The organism is Streptomyces sp. NBC_01320, from assembly GCF_035974375.1.
Lineage (GTDB): Bacteria > Actinomycetota > Actinomycetes > Streptomycetales > Streptomycetaceae > Streptomyces > Streptomyces yanii.
In genome coordinates this window covers 495,827-518,097 of record NZ_CP108391.1, presented here as the reverse complement: position 1 = coordinate 518,097, position 22,271 = coordinate 495,827, and the positions used below count along the sequence as shown (strand labels likewise).

Sequence of the window (22,271 nt, the reverse complement as noted above, 5' to 3'; positions counted from 1 at the left end):
GTGTGAGGTCACGACGGTGCCGCCTCCAGTCGCCAGCCGTGGGCCTGGGCCCGCCGCTCCCAGAAGGCGGCGTAGGTGCCGCCCGCCGTGACCAGGTCGTCGTGCGTGCCCCGTTCGGTGATCTCGCCGTCCTCCAGGACGAGGATCTGGTCGGCGTTCACGACGGTGCTCAGCCGGTGCGCGATGACCAGGAGGGTCTTGCGGTGAGCCATGGTGCGTACGGTCTCGGCGAACAGCGCCTCGTTCTCCTGGTCGAGGGCGGCGGTGGCCTCGTCGAGGACGAGGATCGGGGCGTCCTTGAGCAGGGCGCGGGCGATGGACACGCGCTGGCGCTGTCCGCCGGACAGTCGCGCGCCACCCTCCCCCACCTTCGTAGCCCATCCGTCGGGCAGCTCCTCGATCACGCGGTCGAGTCCGGAAAGGGCCGCCGCCGTGTCCAGTTCGCCGGGGCTCGCGTCGGGGGCGGCGATCCGGACGTTCTCCTCGATCGTGCCGTCGAAGAGGTAGACGTCCTGGAACACGAGGGATACGTGGGCCGCCAGGTCGTCGGCGGCGATCTCGCGGACGTCGACGCCACCGATGCGGACGGTGCCCTCGGTGCTGTCCCGGAAGCGGGCCAGCAGGCCGGCGATCGTGGTCTTGCCGGCGCCGGAGGGCCCGACCAGAGCCGTCATGCCGCGCTCGGGCAGGCGGAAGGCCACATCCTTCAAAACCGGGCGTGCGGCTGCCCCGTCGGCCGACCCGTCGTCGTAGCGGAAGCCGACTCCGGTGAACTCCACGCTCGTGTCGCGGGGTGTTTGCGGCTCGGCGGGCTGGGGGAACGGCGGTTCGTCGAGGACGGCGCCGAGGCGTTCCAGGGTGTTGCGGGCGATGCGCATGCCCGCGCCGGCCTCGGCGGCTGACGACACGCTGTCGATGAGGCGGACCAGCAGCACCAGGAGGGCCAGCAGGGTGGGCACGGTGAGCGATCCGTCGAGTTGCCAGGACACGCCGAGCGCGAGCAGCAGGGCGAAGACGAGCCGGGTGGCGAAGCTGAAGGAGACCAGGCCGGGCAGGCCCCGCGCGATGAGCCGCCGGTCGGCGCGCGCCTCGGCCACCAGGGCGTCGTCCAGCGCCCTGTAGCCCTCCGCGGTCCGGCCGAACGCGCGCAGCACCTGCTGGTTTCGCGTGTACTCCAGGACCCGGTCGGCTGACTCGCCGATCGCGGCGTCGCGGCCGAGGTCGAGCCGGCGCATCAGCGACGTGCTCGCCTGCTGGACGGCGAACAGTACGGGCGCGCAGACCAGCAGGACCAGGGCGGTGCGGACGTCGAAGAAGAAGGTGGCGATCACCAGCGTCGCCGGGGTGAGGAGGGAGCTGATGAAAGGGCGCAGCAGGTGGGCCGGTGTGCTCATCACCTGGATGACGTTCTGTCCGGCCAGTCGGCTGAACTCGGCCGTGCGGCCTGCGGTGAACCAGCCGAGGGGCAGGCGTAGGGCCTGGTCGGCGATGCGGCGGTGGAGCACCTGGGAGAGCTGGGAACCGACCGTGAATCCGCCGCTGATGGCCGCGCCCTGGAGTACCGCGTAGGCGAGTACGCAGCCGACGAACGCCGTCAGCCAGGGCCAGACGTCGTCGGGGTCCGGGCCGAGCAGGGCCTTGAGGACGGGCACGAGGAGGGCGAAGGCGACGCCCTGGAGGACGGCCGCGCCGGACTGGAGGACCAGCAGCCGGTTCAGCGGACGGGAGCCCGCGGGCCCCAGAACGCGGTAGAGCTGACGAATCATCGTGTACTTCCCTCTCGGATGTCGTCCGCCGCACGGTCCTCGCCCACGGGGGCGGACAGGGGGCTGAGGCCGTTGTCGGCCTCAGTCGGCCGAGCGGTCCGCTGGGCCTCCCACAGCGCGGCGTAGCGGCCGCCGGCGGCCAGCAGGTCGTCGTGGCGGCCCTGTTCGGTGACGCGTCCGTCCTCCAGTACGACGATCCGGTCGGCGGAGCGGATGGTCGACAGCCGGTGGGCGATGACGAGCAGGGTGCGGCCGGCCGCGAGGGCGGACAGGGCGTCCTGGATCAGTGCCTCGGAGTGCGGGTCGGCGTACGCGGTCGCCTCGTCGAGGACGAGGACGGGGGCGTCGGCGAGCAGCGCCCGTGCGATGGAAAGGCGTTGCGCCTCTCCGCCGGAGAGGGTGACGGCCGTGCCGAGTTCGGTCGCGTAGCCGTCGGGCAGGGCCATGACGCGGTCGTGGATGCGGGCGGCGCGGGCACACCGCTCGACCTCCTCGTCGGTGGCGTCGGGGCGGCCCAGGCGGATGTTGTCGGCGACGCTCGCCCGCAGCAGCCGTACGTCCTGCAGGACGAAGCCGACCCGGCGGTACAGCTCGGTGGCGGGGATGTCACGCACGTCGGCGCCGCCGAGGGTCACCGTGCCGGCCGTGACGTCGTGGAAGCGGGGCAGCAGTGACGCCAGGGTGGACTTGCCCGAGCCGGAGGGGCCGACCAGCGCGGTGACCGTGCCGGGCGCGAGGTCGAGGTCGACGCCGCTGAGGACGTCTGTGTGCCCGTCGTAGGAGAAGGACACCCCGCGCATGGATACGTGGTGGCCTTCGGGCAGGGCGGGGTTCGCGGGCTCGGGGAGCGTGGGGGTGTGCAGCAGCTCCGTGATGCGTACGGCGGCGGCCTGGCCGGCCCGGATCTGCTGGATGCGGGGGCCGACGACGCCCATCGGGGCGGCGACGGCGGGGCCGAGCAGGAGGAACGGGACGAGTTCCGCGCCGGTCATCCAGTCCTGGGTGACGAACACCGCGCCCACCACGGACAGCAGCAGCAGGACGACGGCCGGGGCGACCACCAGCACGGCGGCGGTGGAGCTGACCAGGGTGGATCGGACCCAGCGGGAGAAGAAGTCGGCGAAGCCCTCGGTCGCGTCGACGAAACGCTCGTGGGCCTTGCGTCCCCGTCCGAAGCTCTTGAACACGGCGATGCCGGTCGCGAACTCCACGGCGGCGGCCGAGATCCGTCCCAGCGCGGCGCCGAACTCGGCCATCTGTGCCGCCGCACCGGTCATGGCGCGGCTGAACAGGAACACGCCGAGCAGCAGGGGCACGACGCTGACCAGGGCGAGGCGCCAGTCGACCGTGAACAGGTAGGCCAGCGCCAGCACCGGGGCGGTGAGGACGGCGACGACGTCGAGCAGGGTGTGGGCGAACAGCGTGTGCAGCGCGCTCACGTCGTCCTGCACGGCCTGCTTGACTTCGCCGGTGCCCCGGTCGGTGAGCCGGCCGAGCGGCAGCCGCCCGACGTGCCGGGTGAGGCGACGACGGAGGGAGAGCTGGAGGTCGTTGTCCGCAAGGTGGGCGAGAGCGCCGGCCGCAGTGCCGCACGCCAGGGCGAGCAGGCCGGCGGCGCACGCCAGCGTGACCAGCGGCCACAGGGCGTCACCGTCGGCGGGGGACTCCCCGGTGAGACGATCGGCGATCTGGGAGACGGCGATGAACGGCAGCACTCCGGCGAGGGCCGCGACGGTCTGGAGGGCGACGGCGACGGCCAGTCGGCCCCGGACGGGCTCGGTCAGCGCGCGGAGCGGGCGCGGGGGCGTCCCGGTGCCCGCGCCTGGGGTTGTGGGGGCTCGGGACACCGAGTCCGGGCCGGGCTCGGACGGTTGTGACTTCACTTGACGAGTACTCCGATTTCGGGGATGGGCCTGCCGCCCGCCTCGGTGATGCGGCGGCTGGTCATGCCGGCCTCGCGGGCCAGCCGGGCGACGTCGAAGGTGTGCCAGTCGTAGCTGTCGGCGACCTCGCGCACGACGCGTCCCTCGCGCAGGACCTTCCAGGTGGTGGTGAACCGCATGGCGTCGCCCTCGGTGGGTTCGCCGCCGATCCACCACTCGTACGTCTGGCGTCCGATGGTCTCCCGGAGCGACATCACCGGTGGGATAAGGCGGGGTGAGGAGACTCCCATCAGTTCCACGACGATGGGCGCCCCGTCCGGCAGGCGGGCCGCGAGTCGCTTCCACAGCGCGACGCGTTCGGGGACGGTGAGATGACCGGCCACGCCGAAGATGACGACGGCGGAGAGCCGCTCGGGAAGGACGAGGTCCTGGGCGGCGCCGTCGACCACTGTCACCCGGCGCCGCAGGTCCGGGTCGCGGGCGACCCGAGAGGTGAGCATGGCGCGCATGGTGGCCGATGGCTCGGCCGCGAGGATCTCCGCCTCGGGCAGCGCGGAGGCGATGACCTCGGTCACGCGTCCGGTGCCCGCGCCGATCTCCAGGACGGGGCCGTGCGACATGTCCAGGCCCGTGAGGACGCGGGCCAGCGGGGGGCCGCTGCTGGCGGTGTGCCGGGTGGCGACCAGCTCGTAGAACTCGGCCGAGGTCGAGTAGTAGTCGATCACGACAGTCTCCAGGCAGGGGCGGCCGACGGGGTGCGCGTGGCGTGCCGGGTGCGGGCAGCCGGACGGTGGGGGTTCACGGGGTGCTCGGCCAAGTGCGTGCCCCGCCCGTAGTCAGGGAGGGATCCATCCTGCGCAGGACGGCGGCGACGACCTCGCGCCGTCGCGGGGTGAGGTAGAAGTGGTCACCGGGGAAGGCGCGTACCTCGGTACGGGCGGTGGTGAGGTCGGCCCACCCGTCGGCCCGGTCGCGGCTCCCTTCCTCGCCGAGTTCCGGGTCGGCGCTGCCGGTCAGAACGTGGATCGGACAGGACAGCGGGGGCCGGTCTTCCGGCCGGTGGGTCTCGATGATCCGGTAGTCGTGGCGCACGGCCGTGAGGATCAGGGAGCGCAGCCCGGGGTCGTCGAGGATCTCTCGGCTGGTGCCGCCGAGCCGGCCCAGTTCCGCGCACAAGACGTTGTCGTCCTGACGGTGCAGTTGCCCGGTCACCGCAGTTCCGGGCGCGGCCCGGCCCGACGCGAAGAGCCGGCGCGGGCCAGGGGCTCCGCGGCGGTCCAGCTCGTGGGCCAGTTCCCAGGCCACGGCGGAGCCCATGCTGTGTCCGAAGAGGGCGTACGGCCGGTCGAGCAGGGGCTGGACGGCGTCGGCCACCGCGGTCACCAGCTCGCCCATGCCGGTGCTTCCTGGATCGCCTAGGCGGTCCTCGCGGCCCGGGTACTGGATGGCGACGAGTTCGACCTCGGGTGGCATCAGGACCGCCCAGGGCCGGTAGAAGCCCGCGCTGCCGCCGGCGTGAGGCAGGCAGATCAGCGTGAGCCGGGACGCGGGCCCGTCGCTCCATCGCCTGATCCACGGGCTATCGGCGCGGGAGGCACGGGCGGAGGGTGGGAAGGACGCGTTCGGCGAGAAGGACGCGGTCACCAGGCCACCATCAGTTCTTCGAGGCCGAAGGTGGCCGAGTCGTGCTTGAAAGCGACTTGGCCCCGGTCCCCCGCGAGGCGGAGCGTGGGGACGCGGCGGATGAGCGTCTCCAGGGCGACCTCCAGTTCCAGCCGCGCCAGGTGCTGTCCGATGCACTGGTGTACGCCGTAGCCGAACGCGACGTGGTGGTTGTCCGTGCGGTGGAAGTCGACCCGCTCCGGGTCGTCGAACTGCTCGGGGTCGTGGTTGGCCCCGGCGAGGAGGGCGATGACACCGTCGTCGGCCGGCACGGGACGGCCGGACAGCTCGATGTCCTCGGCGGCGACGCGCAGCGGGATGGAGTCGGCGACGGACAGGACGCGCAGGAGTTCGTCGACTGCGGCCGGCATCACGGAGGTGTCACGGCGCAGTTCCTCCGTCAGCTCGGGCTGGTCCAGGAGGAGCAGGGTGCTCAGGGCGATCATGCTGGTGGTGGTCTCACGGCCGGCGTTGATCGTGATGCCCAGGGTGGACAGCAGCTGGTCCATCGTCACGTTGCCGGTGGCCAGGTGATCGGTGACGAGCCGGGAGATCAGGTCGTCACGGGGTTCTTCACGCCGCTCGGCAACCAGTTCGGCGAGCAGGCCGAAGAGGCCGCCGAGAGCTTCGGACACCTGCTCGGCGGTGCTGTGGCGGGAGCCGGAGATCCGGGTGACGTCGCGGAAGAACTCCAGGTTCTTCCGGGGGATGCCGAGCAGTTCGCAGATCACCGAGGTGGAGACGGCGTTGGCATACGCGGAGACGAAGTCCACCGGACCGCCGGCGGCCAGCATGCCGTCCAGGATCTCGTCCACGCGTGCCTGTACGGCAGGGCGCATGGCTCGGACCCGGCGCACCGTGAACACCGGCAGGAGCATCCGCCGGTACTTGGTGTGCTCGGGGGCGTCGGTGCGGATGAAGGGCCGGAACCTGGCCCCGGCCTCCTGCTCACCCTCGCCGAGCGCGGGAAAGTTGGGCCGGCGGATGTCGGCGCTGACGCGCGGGTCGGAGAGCAGTTCGCGTACGTCGTCGTAGCGGGTCACCACCCAGGCTTCGCGCTTGGTCGGCAGGGTGACGCGGGCGACCGGGGCGTCGGTGCGCAGCGCGTCGTACTCCGCGGGCGCGGCGAAGGGGCAGCCGCGCCGAATCGGGAATTCCCGGGGCGGGACGGCGGGGTCCGGCGCGGCGGCTGGCCCGTCGTGAGTGTCGGACGACGTCGGGGACAGGGGGGTTGTCATGGATGGTCCTCAGCTGTCGGTGGAGGAGGAGACAAGGGGGGTGGCGGTGCGCGAGGAGTCCGAGACGACCGGCGCGGTCCGCGCGTTCGGCAGGCCCGGCTCGTTCGTCGTCTCCGGCGCGTCCGGCGCCCGGGTGAGTACGGCCAGCGGGGGTGCTCCGGGGCGGGTGAGCAGGGCACGTGCGGTCATGCCGGATTCGGCCACCACGTCATTCAGCCCGAAGGGCGCCCAACGGTAGGAGTCGTGCACTTCGCGCTCCGCCTCTGTGGCGCTGTCCCGGTAGACCCGCCAGGTGGAGTGCAGGCGCATCACGCCGTCCTCCGTCTCGTCCGGTGCTCCGCTGAACGACCACTCGTAGCGGTGGCGTCCGGCGGTGGCGGTGGCGAGCCTGGTCTCGGGGAGGATCAGTGGTTCGTCGAACTGCATGAGTTCGACGACCACGAGCCCGCCGGGGGCCAGTCGTGAAGTCAGCCGCCGCCACAACCGGGATCGGCCGTCGGCGTCGAGGTGGCCGAGGACCCCGCAGAGCAGGACGACGCTGACCTGGTCCGGAAGGTCCAGGTCGGGAGCGGCGTCCGCGGTGACGGTGACCCGGGTCCGCAGGTCCGGTTCGCTGAAGACCCGGCTGGTGAGCACGGCGCGCATGCTGACCGCCGGTTCGCAGGCGATGATCTCGGCGTCCGGGCGGGCCCGCGCGACGGCTTCGGTCACCAGGCCGGTACCGGCCCCGATGTCGAGCACCGGCCCCGCACTGAGGTCGACGTCCGCCAAGAGCTCGACGATGGCCGGAACACTTGAGGTCGCGGTGTGCTCGGCGGCCACGAGGTCGAAGAACTCCGCCGACGGGGTGTACGGCAAGGGTTCCGCGGGGCCGGACGGATCGTCGTCGGGCGCGGTGCCCACACGACGGGGCGGGTCCGAATCGGCCGCGATGCCCACGGAGCCAGAGTCAGCCGGCCAAGAGGTCGTGGCCGGCTGACCCCGCACCGGAGCGCGCCCGTTGCGGGCACGGTCCATTTCGGCGCGCTGTTCCGGGGCAGGGAAGACATCACTGACCGCCAAGGGCCGCGGCACAGCCGGTCGGACGATCTCGGGCGGTCCGAGCCGTGCCGCGAGGTCGGTCCAGATGCGGCACACGGCCAGCTCGTACTGCCCCGTGCGCAGGGCGTCGCCGCCCTGCGCGACGGCCTCGCGGAGCCCGTCGAGGGCACTGCCGATCGCTTCCGGCCACAGGTCGGAAAAGACGGTACGGAAAGTTCCCGTGTTTCCGATGACGGCCGTGGTACCGAGCCCCAGGCGGCCGGTGCCGGGCCGCCCGTCGAGGACGAAGCGCCGGTCGGCATCGCGTCCGATGTGCAGACGGGGGCTCCATAGGACCGGCCCATGGGTGTCGGCCAGAGTAAGGACTCCGCCTTCCGTCCCGAGGGAGATCCGGTGCCAGTGCAGGGCGTGGTTGTCCCGGTCGGACGGATCGAGCTGGTGATGCACTCTCAGGGTGAACGGTACGCCGGCGAACACGCCGTGCAGGGAGCGGAACGGTTGTGGCCCGATCCCGGCGGGCAGCGGTGCCGGGTCCGCGAATCGCCAGGGCCTCAGGGTGCCCAGTGCCTGTCCGAGGATGTCCACCAAGGGGTGCATCAGGTGGACCGGGGTGGCCGCGTCCACGAAGAGAGGTCGTTGTTGTCCGATGAGCCTGCGGGCCGCGTCGATGAAGGCACGGACCGGAGCGACGTGCGGGTAGTGGGTGTTGAGGCGGTACTGCACGCCCTGGCGACGGGCGTGTTTGAGGTTGTCCGTCAGCTCGGTCAGGTGGACGGGGTGTTCCTGGAGGACGTGAATGCCCCGGTCCATGAGTGCTCTGGCCAGCTCGGTGCCCTGGCCGCCCGAAATGGAGGAACTCACCGCCACGCACGCGGCGTCGATGTCGGCCGGGAGGTCGTCGACGTCCGTGTAGAAGGGGACGCCCAGACTCTCCGCGTACGCACGGGAGGTGGCCGAGCCCCGGCTCAGGACGCCGGCCAGTGCGTAACCGGGGCGTCGGCGTGCCGCCTCGGCGTAGAAGCGGCCGAAGTTGGTGCCGCAGACCAGCACCCGGAAAGACGCCAGAGTGCTCACAGCACCCCCTCTTCGACCTGCTCGGCGCCGGCCGCCGTTCCGGTGAGCCGCAGGTCCGCGGCCCCATGAGAGCGCAGGTGCCGCACCACGGTGTCGGGGTCCAGCACGTCGCAGGCGAAGTGCACGCCCGCCGGGACCTCGGCTCGGAGCACCGCGTCCACGGCCAGCGCGCCCACTGTCGCGGTGAGCCGGTAGCTGCTGGCCGCGCGCAGCGTCAGTCCCGCCGTGGCCGGCTGCCCGGACGCGGTGCCCGTCAGTGTGAAGTCCATGACGTAGTAGGGACTGCGTCCGGCCAGGTCGAGGTCGGCGGCGAGGATCAGCCTCTCCGCCAGCTCCGCGGGGTCGTCTCCGGCGGCGAGGCGGCCCGGCAGGAGGTTGAGCAGCGCGCGTACGGCGGGACCGGGGTGGACGTTGTACCAGTCGAGCCGGTCGAGGCCGAGGGTGGTGGCGAGCCGTTCGCTCTCCCCGCTGAGGTAGGGCTGCAGGGCCACCCGGCCCGGAAAGGCCCCGTGTTCGGCGTCCTCGGCGATGCGCAGGGCGCGGGGGACACGTCGGCCGTCGCGGACGGCCGCAAGCGCTTCTCCGTAGGCCGCGCCGTCCGCGCCTCCGGAGGTGAGGGAGAGCATGAGGTCGTGCGCCACCGTCGGCGAGCAGGTCTCCAGGCCGCCGCAGTGCGCGGTCAGCGCGGAGGCGCTGTCCAGGCCCTGTCCGGCCAGCCAGCGGGGCAGGAGGCTGGACAGGCCGGGCAGGGCTCCCGCCGACAGGACGACGGTGCGGCCGTCGCGGGCCGGATCGCCGTCCCTCAGGAGGTCCTCGGCGGCCGGGTCGTCCCCGGCCACGTCGACGCAGTGCGCTCCGGCGGCGAGTGCCGCCGAGGCCACGGTGGCACGGAGTCGGTAGGTGGGTCCAACGCAGTTGAGGACGATGTCGCAGCCTTCGGTGAAGGCATGCAGGCCGTCCTGTGCGGTGGCGTCGGCCCACACGGTCTCGTCATGGCCGGTGGGGTCCTCATCGGCGACCGCGCACAGGGCGGACGCGGTCCGGCCGCCCAGGCGGAGCCCGGTGTGGCCGAGGGCGCGCAGTTCCCGTACGGCGGCCCGGCCGACTGCCCCGGAGGCACCCAGGACTCCGATGAGGGGCTTGTTCCCGGTCGTCGTGTTCTGTGTCATCGGGTGATCGCTCCCTGGGTCAGCTCACCGAGGGTCTTGAGGATGCCGGGCGCGTGCTCGACGGACAGGCAGCTGTAGTGGTCGCCACCGATGTCGACGATGTCCAGGTCGCCCAGGGTGAGGTCCTCCCAGTAGGTGGTGACGGCGTCCTTGCTGCCCGGGAAGGGGTAGGCGCCGTCGTGCCGCAGGAAGGTGATGTCGCCCGCGTAGGGTTCCGCGTCGTACCGGGTGATGGCGAAGACGCTCTGCCGGAAGGCGAGGAAGAGCCGCGTCATGTGGTCGGGTTCGTAGGTGCCGGCCGACGCGGGCACCGCCTCGCACATCCGCGCGATGCGGGTGGCGCGGGGGACGTCGGCCAGCGCCCGGAAGCGGCTCGCGACATCCCCGAACTCCTCGGGCAGCGCCGCGAGCCCGCCGTCCGGCAGGACGCCGGGGCTGGCGGCCAGGACGGCGTCGGCCGCCGCGGCCACCCGGTACTGGTCGTCCGGGAAGCCGAGGTCGGCCGGGTCGATGCCCATCATGACGGCGAAGGAGTACTCGGCGAGCAGCTCGTCGTCCAGCCGGAAGCGGGGGCTGTGGCTGCTGATGACCGTGAGGCTCTCCACCTCCGCGCCGGATTCGGCCAGGTTGCGGGCCACCTCGGTGGCGATCAGGCCGCCCAGGCAGTAGCCCACGACGTGGAAGCGGCTCCGCCCGTTCGCCGTCAGGGCCCGGGCGTAGTCGGCCGCCATCTGCTCGATGAGTCCCTGCGGCGGGGCGGCGAGGAACTGGTCCAGGTCCGGGACCTCCACGCCGACGACCTCGGCCAGGCCCGGCGAGCGGCGCCTGATCTCGGTGATCAACGCCCGGTACGGCATGATCGTCGCGGTTCCCGCGTGTACCAGCACGGTCGTCGGCTCGTCGTCCGAACGGGCACCGTGCAGGTGGATCACCGGGTCCGTACGCACGGCACCGGCGGCCGGCGCGTCCTGCTGGCCGGACAAGCCGCGCAGGAACCCGGCGAGACCGGCGACCGTGGGGCGGCGCAGCATGTGGCGCAGGACGACCTCCCACTCCAGGTCCGCCGCCTGCGGTACGCGTTCGCGAAGCCGGCCCACCATCCGGGCCACCAGGAGTGAGTCGCCGCCGAGGTCGAAGAAGTCGTCGTTGCGGGTGACGCGTTCGACCGCCAGGAGCTCCGACCACAGGTCGGCGAGGCTGTTCTCCAGGTCGTCCTTCGGCCGCTCGTCCACGACGACCGGTGCGCTCTCCCGGGGCAGCCAGGACTGCAGGCGCGCTCGGTCTGTCTTGCCGTTCGCGGTGCGAGGCAGGGTGTCGACAACCTGCCACACCGAGGGAAGCATGTACTCCGGGAGCCGGGTGGACGCCGTGCGGGCCAGCTCCCCCACCGGCACGTGGTGCCGGTCGTCCTTCATCGTGGCGATGAAAACCTCCTGACCGGTGAGCGCCAGGGCGTCCTGGGCGTCGGGCAGCGAGGCGACCTCGGACGCGGCGTGTGCGTCGAGGAGTTCACGCCACTGGGTGTGGGTGAGGAAGGACTGGCCGGTGTGCTCGCGCACGTCGGTCCACTTCCGGCCGGCGACCTCCAGGAACTCCATGGAGACCAGGAGCGGGAGGTTCTCGTCGCGGGTGTTCTCCACGAACACGAGCTGTCCGCCGGGGACGAGCAGTTCCCGGAGCCTGCCCACGGCGGCGTCGGCGTCGGCGGCGGCGTGCAGGGTGTTGGCGCAGATCACGACGTCGAAGGTGTTGGGCAGCAGATGCTGGGCGCGCGGGTCCTCATCGACGTCGAAGCGCTGGTAGCGGACCCAGGAGTGGTCGGCGAAGCGTTCGCGGGCCTCGTTGAGGAAGAACGCCGAGGCGTCGGTGAACAGGTAGTCGACGCCGTACTCGGCAAGGACGGGCACCAGTTCGCCGGTGGTGCCGCCGACACCGCCGCCGACCTCCAGCACCCGCAGCCGCTCCTCACCGGTGTGGTGCGCGGCGATCTCGCGCAGCGCGGCGACCACCGCGCGGTTGAGGTGACGGATGGCGAGGTTGTCGCGGTAGGCGGCGTCCGCGGCTTCCGTCGCCGCGCCGGGGAAGAGCAACTCCTGGATGCCCACCTCCCCTGAGACCAGTTCAGGCAGCCGCTCGGCACAGGTGCGCATGACGGTGAGCAGCTCGGTGCTCCACCCGATCTCGTGCTCCAGCTCGGCCGCCCGGCGCCAGCCGCGCTCCGCCTCCATCTCGGAGAAGGGGACGAGCCCGGCGTAGGTGTCGGCGTCCCGGTGGGTGAGCCGGTCCCGGGCGGCCAGGGCACGCAGCCAGCGCCGCACGATGTGCCGGTGGCGGGGCGTGGCGCGCAGCGCCGTGCCCACCTGCTCCGCCGTGCGTACCGCGCCCTCGTCGAACACCCCGGAGGCCACGAGGACGCGGGTCATCTCGGCGAGCGCCACCTCGTCGAGGGCGGCCAGGAAGTCCCCCAGCTGTGCGGCGTCGACGGCGGCGGAGGCTTCGCTCACGGCGTCGGCGGCGGCCGCACGAGCCTGTGCCCGGCTCGCCGCAGCGGGCTCGCCGCCGTTCTTACCGCGCGTGTCGGCGCCCCCGGCCGTCCCGCCGTCTTTGCGTGCCGTCTCCACGAACGCGGCCAGGCGTCGCCCGCCCGCCGCCGAGTCGTCGACGACGACCGCGCCTGCCGCGACCGCCGGGTGGGCCTGTACGGCGGCCTCCACCTCGGCGAGTTCGACCCGGTAGCCGCGGATCTTGATCTGGGCGTCTTCCCGGCCCAGGAACTCGATGGTCCCGTCGGGGAGGTACCGCCCGAGGTCACCGGTGCGGTAGAGGCGCTCTCCGGTGGCGGGATCGGTGAGGAACCGCTGTGCCGTGCGTTCCGCGTCGCCGAAGTAGCCCAGGGCGACGCCGGCGCCGCCGATGTACAACTCGCCCGGAACCCATTCGGGGCGTGGCCGCAGGTGCCGGTCGAGGACGGCGAACGTCTGGTTGGTCAGGGGCTTGCCGTACGGGATGCTCGGGCGGGCGGTGTCCACCTCACCGACCGGGTGGGCGATGGACCAGATGGAGCCCTCCGTGGCTCCGCCGAGGGAGATGACCTGAAGCCCCGGCAGGAGTTCACGGGCCTGGTCGGGCAGGGCGACCGGTATCCAGTCGCCGGATATCAGCGCGAGCCGCAGCGAGGCGTCGTCGGCGGGCGGCTCGGAGCGGAGCCAGTCGCACAGCATGTGGAGCTGGCCGGGGACCGAGTTCCACACGGTCACTCCGAAGTCGCGGACGAGTTCGGCCCAGTGGGAGGGGTCGCCGCGCCGGTCGGCCTGGGGCAGGACCAGGGTGGCGCCCGCGGCGAGCGGCCCGAACAGGTCGTAGACGGACAGGTCGAAACCGAGTCCCGCGATGCCGAGGACACGGTCGCGCTCGGTGACGGCGAAACGGCGGTTGATGTCCTCGACCGTGTTGAGCGCGGCCCGGTGGCTGATCATCACGCCCTTGGGCGTGCCGGTGGAGCCCGAGGTGTAGATGACGTAGGCAAGGTCGTCCGGATCCCGGCGGACGGCGACGGTCGTACGGTCCGCGGCGGCTGCCTCGACGAGGTCCACGGCAACGGCCGACACGCTCGCCGGGAGGTCCTCGAGTTCGGCGAGCCAGGACTGGGTGAGGACCGTGCGAACGCCCGCATCAGCGATGATCGTGTCCCGGCGGGCGGGCGGCTGGGCCGTGTCGACGGGCAGATAGGCACCACCCGCCATGAGGGTGCCGAGGACGGCGACGACCTGCTCCCAGCCCTTGTCCGCCCAGATGGCAACGGGTTCCCCGGGGCGCAGTCCGGATGCCGTCAGCGCCTCGGCGAGAGCACTCGCACGGGCGGCGAGCTGCCGGTAGGACAGGGCCAGTTCGGGTGTGCGGACCGCGATCGCGTCCGGTGTGGCCCGTGCCTGGGCGAGTACGGGTTCGTGGAGCAGGGCGTCCGGCAGGGGCCCCTCGGTCGCGTTGACCGCGCTCCGGCGCGCCGCCTGCGCCTCGGGCAGGGCGATGCGGGCCGGTGCGTCCCAGGCGGCCTCACCGGCCTCGCCCTCGGCCGACAGCGACCGCACGACTGCCGTGTACGCCTCGAACATGGCGTCGGCCACCCCGTGGCTGAGCGCGCCCTCCCGGATGTCCCAGGACAGGCTCAGCGTGTCACCGCGGTGCATGACCTGGCAGTCGAGCCACACCTGCGGCGTCCGGGTCACGGCGTACGTCACCTCAGGGGGTACGCCCTCGGAGGTGGCGCCGCTGCCCAGGGCGCTGGTGAAGACGACCGGCATCAGTACCGGGGCGCCGGCCCTGCGGGAGAGCTCGGCGAGCACCTCCGAGCCGGTGAACAGCGGGTGTGCCAGGTCTTCGAGGAGCTGCTGCCCCACAGTCCTGGTCCGTTCGGCGAAGGTGGCCGGGGCGTCGAGGTCGACGGCGAGCAGTTCGAGCGAGGTGAAGTCACCGATCAGGCGGCCGATGTCCTCGTGCAGGTCGGGCCGGTCCACCGTGGGCACGTTGAGCGTGAACCGGCTGGTCCGCGACCAGGCGCCCACCGTCTCGGCGTACGCCGTGAGCAGGGCCGTGGACACGGTCAGCCCGCGCCGCGCGGCCCGCTCGGTGAGCCGGTCCCGGTCGGCCGCGGCCAGCAGGACCTCCAGCCGGCGGAACGTCACCGCGTCGCCGGGAACCGAAGTCCGGCTCCCTTCGCCCGGATCGCTCACGGCGGCCTCCCAGGCTTCCGCGAGGGGCAGTTCGGGGGCGGGCGGGAGGGTGTCGAGCCGTTCGGTCCAGTAGGCGCGGTCGCGGGCGTGGCCGTCGGTGTCGGCGAGGGCGCGGCGGGCCAGGACGTAGTCGCGGAAGGTGATCCGCGGCGCCTCGGAGAGGGCGGCACCGCCGTAGCCGCGCTGGAACTCGGCGAGCAGGATGCGAAGGCTGGCGTGGTCGACGACGAGCATGTCGAAGGAAAGGTGCAGCACGGTCCGCTCGGCGGTCCGGGTCACGTGCACGTCGAAGAGTGGCCACTGGTCGGTGGGCGCCTCGCGTGCGGACAGACGCGCTCGGGTGCGCTCCACCTCCGCCTCGGCGGTGGCCGCCGGAAGCGCGGTCAGGCCATCGGCTCCGACGGAGAAGGCGGGCACGTCGGGCAGGACCTGCTGGTAGCCGTCGTGGTGGATGACGGCGCGGAGCATGTCGTGCCGCTGGACCAGCTCCCGCCACACTGCGGTGACGCGGTCCACGTCCAGGTCGGGGTATTCCAGTTCGACGTAGGCGTGGCAGCCGACGCCCCCGTAGGCGTAGGCGTCGGTGCGGCCGATGAGGTAGGCGGCCTGGATGTCCGTCAGCGGGAAGGGTTCGTGGCGGCTGCCCGGGTCACCGCACAGCGTCGGCTCCCCGGCCGCCAAGTGGCTGAGGATGGCTTCCTTGTGGGTGCGCAGTTCGGCTCGGTGCGTGTCGGTGAGCCGGCCCTGGGGGGCCCGGAAGCGCAGTTGTCCGTCCTGGGCCCACAGCACTACGCCCTCTTCGGCGTAGCGGGCCAGCAGTTCAGCGATGTTCACAGCTCTCCGGTCTCGTAGGCGGTCTCATGGGCCGCGAGCGTTCGGGTGACGTCCGCGGCGAGCGCGGCGATGGTCGGTGCGGCGAAGAAGCGGCGCACCGGCACGGTGGCTCCGAGGCGGCGCTCGATCGCGGTGAGCAGGCGCAGCGCGGTGAGGCTGTCTCCGCCGACGGTGAAGAAGTTGGCGTTGCGGTCCGGCACCCTGTGCGGCAGGTACTCGTGCCAGAGTGCGGCCAGGACCGTCTCGGTCTCGCCCCGTGGCGGTTCGGCGCCGACGGACACCGTCTCCGGTCCCGCCAGGCCGGCCAGGGCTCCCCGGTCGACCTTGCCGTTCGCGGTGAGGGGTAGGGCGGGCAGTAGCAGGATGCGGGACGGGACGGCGTAGACGGGCACCCGCTCCGCGAGCAGGCCGAAGAGGCTCTCAGTGAGGTCGGGGTGCTCGACGGGCGTGACGGATTCGGGGAGCACCGGCTCGTCGGCGGGGGCGCCGTCCACGGTGAGGTCCTGCGGTACGGCGAAGGCGACCAGGCGCTTGGCGGTGCGTTCTCCCACGGCCACGACGGCGGCCCGTGCGACGGCCGGGTGTGCCTCCAGCGCGGCCTCGATCTCGCCGGCCTCGATGCGGTGGCCGGCGATCTTCAGCTGGCTGTCGAGACGGCCGAGGAACTCCAGCAGTCCGTCGCCCCGGAACCGGCCGAGGTCACCCGTCCGGTACCAGCGTTGGCCGCCTTGTTCGACGAACTTCTCGGCGGTGTGGACCGGGTCGGCCAGATAGCCGCGGGCGAGTCCCTCGCCGCCGATCCACAGTTCGCCGGGCACCCAGTCGGGACAGTCCCGCCCGTCCCGGTCGACCACGCGGTAGTACTGCCCGGTCAGGGGACGTCCGTAGGGGATGGACACCCACCGGGGGTCCAGCTCGGCGACGGTGAGGGTGTTGGACCAGACGGCGGCTTCCGTGGCTCCGCCCATGGCGACGAAGGCGCAGGGCCCCGTGGTCCGGGCCCGCAGCCGGGCGGGCAGGTCGAGGCCGATCCAGTCACCGGAGACCAGTGCGGTCCGCAGCTTCCCTATCCGACCACCGTCCGGTCCGCCGTGTTCGTCGGCGTCGAGCAGCAGGTCCAACAGGGCGGGGACGGTGTTCCAGACGGTCACCCCGTACTGGTCCAGCAGACTCGGCCAGCGGGCCGGTTCCCTGCGCTGGTCCTCGGTGGGCAGCAGGAGGGAGCCGCCAGCGGCAAGCAGGCCGAAGACGTCGTACACGGACAGGTCAAAGTCCAGCGCCGACAGCGCGAAGGCACGGTCGTCCCCGGCGATGCCGTGCCGGGCGTCGATGTCCGCGATCGTGTTCCAGGCGGCGGCGTGGGTGATCTCGACTCCCTTGGGCTCACCCGTGGAACCCGACGTGAAGATCACGTAGGCGAGCGCCTGGGGGGACGTCTCACACGGCGCGGGCAGCGGCTCGCGGCCCTGCGTGTCCGCGAAGGACAGGGTGCGGGGGCCGGTACCTTCCGGGGCGTGCCAACTCCCCAGAATCACCTCGAATCCGGCGGTGGCGTGCACCCGCTCCAGCCGTGCTGCGGGCTGTTCGAGGCTCAGGGGAACGTAGGCGGCGCCGGCCGCGAGGACGCCGAGGACCGCCGCGATCTGCTCCGGGCCCTTGGGCAGGGTGACCGCGACCAGGTCGCCCGGATGCACGCCCGCGTCGCCGAGCGCGGCGGCCGTGCGTAGCGCCTGGTCGGCGAGGGTTCCGTACGTCACCTCCTCCCCTGCTGTCGTGACGAGGGCAGTGCGGTCGGGGGTGGCCGTCGCGTGGGTGAAGAACGTCTCGTGCAGCAGGCCCGGCGCCACCGGTTCCAGGGCGGCCTCCCGTGCCGCGGCGGCCCGCCGTTCGTACTGGATGGCGGGCAGCAGGTCGGGAAGCGGTGCCTCCCAGTCACCCGCGACGACGTGCCGCAGCAGCCGTTCATAGGCGGCGAACATCGCGTCCAGCACGCCCTCGGCGAACAGTTCCTCGACGGCGTCCCAGGTGACGACCAGGTTCCCGGACTCCTCGGTGACCTGGTTGTCCAGGCAGACCTGCGGGGACTGCGAGATGCCCCAGACCTTCGCGGGGAAGCCGGTGCCCGATCCGGCGAGCGTCGCGTCACCGACGCCGATGGCGCTGGTGAACACGACGGGCGCGGCGGCGTCCACCGTGCCGGTGCGACGGCCGAACTCCCGCAGCAGCCAGTCGATCGGTACGCCGGCGTTGTCGAGGTCCTCCGCCTGACGGCGTTGCAGCGCGCCGGCCGCCGCCAGCCACGACGTCCCCTCGCGCCGGTGACCCGCGAGGGACAGGGAGGTGAAGTCGCCCAGCACCCCGTGGATGTGGGGGTGTACGTCGCGCCGGTTGAAGAGCGTGAGGGTGACGGTCAGGGCGTCGGTTCCACTCCAGGCCGCCAGGACCTCCGCGTACAGGGCCAGCAGGACGGTGGACGGTGTCAGGCCGTGCCGAGCCGCTTCCCGCTTGACGGCCTGCCAGTCCACTGCGGGCAGGCACAGCCGACGCCTTGTGAAAACAGGCGTGTCGAGAGTCGCCGGGTCCTGGCCGAAGGGCAGGGCGGGAGCGGGCGGCAGTTCGGACAGCCGGGCCTGCCAGTGGGCGCGGGCCCGGGCGTCCGACTCCGGGTCCGCCGGGAGGCGGGTCAGGTAGTCGCGGAACGACACGTCCACGGGCGGCAGTTCGTGGTCGGGGTCGGCGTAGAGCGCGTTCAGTTCGGCGTAGAGCGTGGTGATGGAGAGCGCGTCGAGTAGGAGGTAGTCCAGACCGATGGCGATACGGGTCCGTACCTCGTCGTCGTTCTCTCCGGCCTCCCCGTCTTCGCGGTAGCGCACCGCCTCGAGGGCGAAGAGCGGCCACCGGGCGGGGTCGCGGACCTGGTGGGACAGGCGGGCCCGCAGGCCGGCGAGCGCCTTGGGCGCGCCGCCGGCGCGGGCGTCCTCCACCGGTATGCGCACCGCCGGTACGTCGGTCAGGACGCGCTGGTGTCCGTCCTCGACGACCGCGCGGAGCATGCCGTGCCGCCGGACGAGGGTGTTCCAGGCGCGCTCGAGCCGGTCCAGGTCGACGTCGGTGCCGTCGAACTCCGTGTAGTGCCAGGTGCCGACGCCGCCGAGGGTGAAGCGGGGGTCACGGCCGGTGTGGTACGCGGCCTGGACGTCCGTCAGCGGGAAGGGTTCGTGGGCGTGGTCCGGGTCGGGCACGAGGAGGGGCGGCGCTGTCGGCTCGCCGTTGTCGGCCGCCGTGGGGTGCAGGGTCTCGCAGAAGTACTGGAGGACGGGGCGGGCGAAGAGGTCGGCCACGCGGGCGCCGGGGAAACCGGCGGCGCGCAGCCGGCCGATCATGCGCGTCGCGACGAGGGAGTCGCCGCCCAGCAGGAAGAAGCTGCTCTCGCGTCCCACGTCGGCAACATCGAGCAGGTCGGCCCACTCGGCCGCCACAGCGGTCTCCACCGGTCCGACCGGTGCCGACGTGCGAGGCCCGTCCTGGCCCGCCGCCTCGGTCAGCGCCTGGCGGACGGCCGCCCGGTCGAGCTTGCCGTTGGCAGTCAGCGGAAGGTTGGTGAGGACCAGCACGCGTTCGGGGACCATGTAGGAGGGCAGTCGTTCCGCCGCCCGGAGGCGGACCCGTTCCGGGTCGGGTGCCTCACCGCGGGCGGACACCGCCGCGGCAAGGTGACGCACGGGCCTGTCGAGAACGGTGGCGACCGCGTGCAGGACGGCGGGGTCGTCCTCCAGCGCGGACTCGACCTCGCCCAGTTCGATCCGGTGGCCGCCGATCTTCACCTGGTGGTCGGCGCGGCCGAGGAACTCCAGCACCCCGTCGGGCCGGTAGCGGGCCAGGTCACCGCTGCGGTACCAGCGTTCGCCGTCGTGCTCGACGAAGCGTTCCGCCGTGCGCTCGGGGTCCGCACGGTAGCCGTTCGCCACACCGGGCCCGCCGATCCACAGCTCTCCGGGGACGAGATCGGGGCAGTCGCGTCCCCGTCCGTCCACGACGCGGGCCCGCATGTTGCGCAGCGGAAGGCCATAGGGGACGGACTTCCAGGCCGGGTCGGTCTCCGCCACCTCGAACACCGTCGAGTGGACCGCGGCCTCCGTCATGCCGCCGAGCGCCACGAAACGGCAGCCGGGCACGAGGGCGCGCAGCCTGCGCGGCTGGTCGAGCCCGACCCAGTCCCCACCGAGCAGCACCATACGCAAGGAGGTCCCGAGACCCTCGTCCTCCCCCGCGGCCATCAGCAGGTCCAGCAGCGCGGGCACGCACTGCAGCAGCGTCACCCCGTGCGTCCGTACCAGCCGTGCCCAGTGGTGGGCGTCCCGGCGGTGCTCCTGTCCCTCGGCGACCACCTGGCCGCCGAGGGACAGCGGCGTGAAGATGTCCCAGGTCGCGAGGTCGAAGTCCAGCGCGGAGATCGCGAGAGTGCGATCCGAGGGGCCGAGCCCGAGCTGCTCCTCCATCGCCTCGATGGTGTTGACGACCGCCCGGTGTGACACCTCAACACCCTTGGGCAGCCCCGTCGAGCCCGACGTGAACAGCACGTAGGCCGGCAGGTCGGGGTCCGGCTGGACGACCGGTGCGGGCTGCGCCGCCGACGCGTCCTCCAGGAGCAGTACCGGGGCCGAGGAGACGTCCGCGCAGAGAGAGGCGTGGTGCCGGTCGGTGAGCACGGCGGACGCGCCGGCCACGGAGTGGATGCGTTCCCGGCGCACGGCGGGCTGTTCCACGCCGACGGGGGCGTAGGCCGCGCCCGCGGCCAGGACGCCGATGACCGCGGTGATCTGGTCGGCGCCCTTGGGCAGTGTGACCGCAACGGTGTCGCCCTCCCGTACGCCGTGGTCGCGCAGCAGCGCGGCGATCCGGCGTGCCGCGTGGGCGAGTTCGCCGTAGGTGAGCGTGTCGCCGGTGGTGCGGACGACCGCGGTACGGCCCGGCTCGGTCTCGGCGAGCCGGAAGAAGCGGGTGTGCAGGGCACGGTCCGGTACGGGCGTGGGGGGCAGGGCAGCGACCGCGCGCCGGGGCAGGACGTCGGGTGCGAGCAGACCGTCCACCGGCCGGGCCCAGGCGTCGGGGCCCGTCACGAGGTGGGTGATGAGGCGGCGGTAGGCGTCGAACGCGGCGTCGGGCACGCCGGCCTCGAACACGCCGTCGCGTACGTCCCAGTTGAGGAGGAGGCCGCCGTCGAGTTCGGTGACCTGGGCGTCCAGGTAGACCTGGGGGCCCTGGGAGATGATCCAGGAGGGGCGGCCGAAGGACTTCTGGACATCCTGCTCGAAGATCTCCCCCAGGCCGATGGCGCTGGTATAGACGACCGGGGCCAGCACCGGGGCCCCCTCGACGCGGGCGAGGTCGCGCAGCACATCGACGCCGCCGTACGCGCCGTGGGAGATGCCTTCCTGCAGACGCTCCTGGAGGCCGCGGGCCTGCCGGGAGAACGGCAAGGACGCGCTCATGTCCGCGTCGAGCAGGACCGAGCTGCTGAAGTCCCCAACCAGCTGCGCGACTTCCGGGGTGAACATCTCCCGGTCGAACAGCGGCAGGTTGAGGAGGAAGCGTCGGCTGTCGCTCCAGGCGGCGATGACCTCGGCGAAGGCGGTGGCGAGGGCGGCGGCGGGGGTGATGCCGTGCCTGCGCGCGGCGCTGATCAGCGCCGCCTTGTCGGCGGGGCCGAGCCAGTGGTGCAGGCGTCGGGAGTGGGTCAGCGCGCTGTCGTCCGCGCGGACCGGGGTGAGCGGGTCGACGGTCGTCGGCAGCCGTGGGGCGCGGGGCAGATCCGGCAGGCGCTCACGCCACCAGGCAGCGTGCTGCTCACGTTCCGCCCTTCGCCGGACGTCGTGCTCCGCGAGGTACCGGCGGTAGTCCAGGTCGAGTTCGCGCGGCGGGTCGTCGGGACAGTCGTAGAAGCGGCGCAGGTCCGACAGGAGGACTCGCAGGCTCAGCGCGTCGCCGGCCATCATGTCCAGGTCGACCTGCACGCGGGTCCTGCCATCGGGGAGCAGGCACAGAGCCGCACGGAAAACGTCACCGGCGGCGATGTCCGGGCGCGCGTGGGTGTTGCGCTCGCGCAGCGCCTCCAGCGCGGACTCGGCCTCGTCGGCGGTGCGCTCACGCAGATCGTGCACGGTGAGCGGGGCGCCCGGAGCACCGAAGCGCTGGCTTCCCTCCTCGTCGAAGACGGCCCGCAGCATGCCGTGCCGCCGCACGAGAGCCCGCAGGGCGGTGTCGAACCGGGCCGGATCGACCTCGTGGCCGTCGAGTTCGACGTAGAAGTGCGCGGCGACGCCGCCGAGGGGCTGTCCGTCCTGGCGTCCGATCCAGTAGGCGTGCTGCATCGTGGCCAGCGGGAAAGTATCCGTCTGCGCCTCGGTCACCGCAGCGTCGAGCGCCACGGGCGGGACCGGTCGCGCGGTGGCGGGCGCCTCACCGTGGCGCTCCTGCCCGAGCAGAGCCGTCCACGCCTCCAGGGTCGGGCTGCGCGTGAGGTCCTGGAAGGTGACCGTGCTGCCCTCGCGCCGCCAGACACCAACCAGGGACATCAACATCAGGGAGTCGAGCCCGAGTTCGAAGAGGTCCCGGTCGTCGTCCAGCTCTTGTGGCGCCATCTCCAGCGCGCGTGCCACCGCTTCACGTACCGCCGCCGGCGCGTGAAGGTCACGACTGCCGGTGCCACCTTCCGCTGTCCGTGCCTGGACGACTGCTTCATCGCTCACTGATGGGGCCTTCCGATCGGATGAGGTGGAAGTCGGGTCGGGGGGCGGGCGCTGGAATCCCCCTCACACAGGACCGAATCCAGCCTAGATTGAAATGATTATCATTTCTAGAGTTCGCATCGTAG

At 72.5% G+C, this 22,271-nt stretch carries 9 protein-coding genes; all 9 read right to left on the bottom strand.

The window, feature by feature from the left end:
- Positions 1 to 8: 8 nt before the first annotated feature.
- The 9 genes from OG395_RS57435 to OG395_RS57395 all read right to left on the bottom strand — a co-directional run bounded on the left by OG395_RS57435 (position 9) and on the right by OG395_RS57395 (position 22,146).
- On the bottom strand, positions 9 to 1,766 hold the full coding sequence (locus tag OG395_RS57435) for an ABC transporter ATP-binding protein (protein WP_327250084.1): 1,758 nt from the start codon (positions 1,764 to 1,766) through the stop codon (positions 9 to 11).
- On the bottom strand, positions 1,763 to 3,649 hold the full coding sequence (locus OG395_RS57430) for an ABC transporter ATP-binding protein (RefSeq protein WP_327250083.1): 1,887 nt from the start codon (positions 3,647 to 3,649) through the stop codon (positions 1,763 to 1,765). Before OG395_RS57430 ends, OG395_RS57435 begins: the two co-directional genes overlap by 4 nt.
- Positions 3,646 to 4,374 carry a class I SAM-dependent methyltransferase gene (locus tag OG395_RS57425; protein WP_327250082.1) on the bottom strand — a complete coding sequence of 243 codons (729 nt, stop codon included), beginning with the start codon at positions 4,372 to 4,374 and terminating at the stop codon, positions 3,646 to 3,648. Before OG395_RS57425 ends, OG395_RS57430 begins: the two co-directional genes overlap by 4 nt.
- A gap of 73 nt (positions 4,375 to 4,447) precedes the next feature.
- Positions 4,448 to 5,293 (bottom strand): thioesterase II family protein, encoded by an 846-nt coding sequence (locus OG395_RS57420; protein WP_327250081.1) that lies wholly within the window; start codon positions 5,291 to 5,293, stop codon positions 4,448 to 4,450.
- Positions 5,290 to 6,549, bottom strand: a complete 1,260-nt coding sequence (locus tag OG395_RS57415; RefSeq protein ID WP_327250080.1) for a cytochrome P450 — start codon at positions 6,547 to 6,549, stop codon at positions 5,290 to 5,292. The genes OG395_RS57420 and OG395_RS57415 overlap by 4 nt, the downstream gene beginning before the upstream one ends.
- A 9-nt stretch (positions 6,550 to 6,558) precedes the next feature.
- Positions 6,559 to 8,664 carry a Gfo/Idh/MocA family oxidoreductase gene (locus OG395_RS57410; protein WP_327250079.1) on the bottom strand — a complete coding sequence of 702 codons (2,106 nt, stop codon included), beginning with the start codon at positions 8,662 to 8,664 and terminating at the stop codon, positions 6,559 to 6,561.
- On the bottom strand, positions 8,661 to 9,833 hold the full coding sequence (locus OG395_RS57405) for a saccharopine dehydrogenase NADP-binding domain-containing protein (RefSeq protein ID WP_327250078.1): 1,173 nt from the start codon (positions 9,831 to 9,833) through the stop codon (positions 8,661 to 8,663). Before OG395_RS57405 ends, OG395_RS57410 begins: the two co-directional genes overlap by 4 nt.
- Complete coding sequence (locus tag OG395_RS57400) at positions 9,830 to 15,397, bottom strand: non-ribosomal peptide synthetase (protein ID WP_327250077.1); 5,568 nt, start codon at positions 15,395 to 15,397, stop codon at positions 9,830 to 9,832. The genes OG395_RS57405 and OG395_RS57400 overlap by 4 nt, the downstream gene beginning before the upstream one ends.
- A complete protein-coding gene (locus OG395_RS57395; RefSeq protein WP_327250076.1) occupies positions 15,394 to 22,146 on the bottom strand; it encodes a non-ribosomal peptide synthetase in 6,753 nt (2,250 codons plus the stop codon). Before OG395_RS57395 ends, OG395_RS57400 begins: the two co-directional genes overlap by 4 nt.
- Positions 22,147 to 22,271 lie beyond the last annotated feature (125 nt).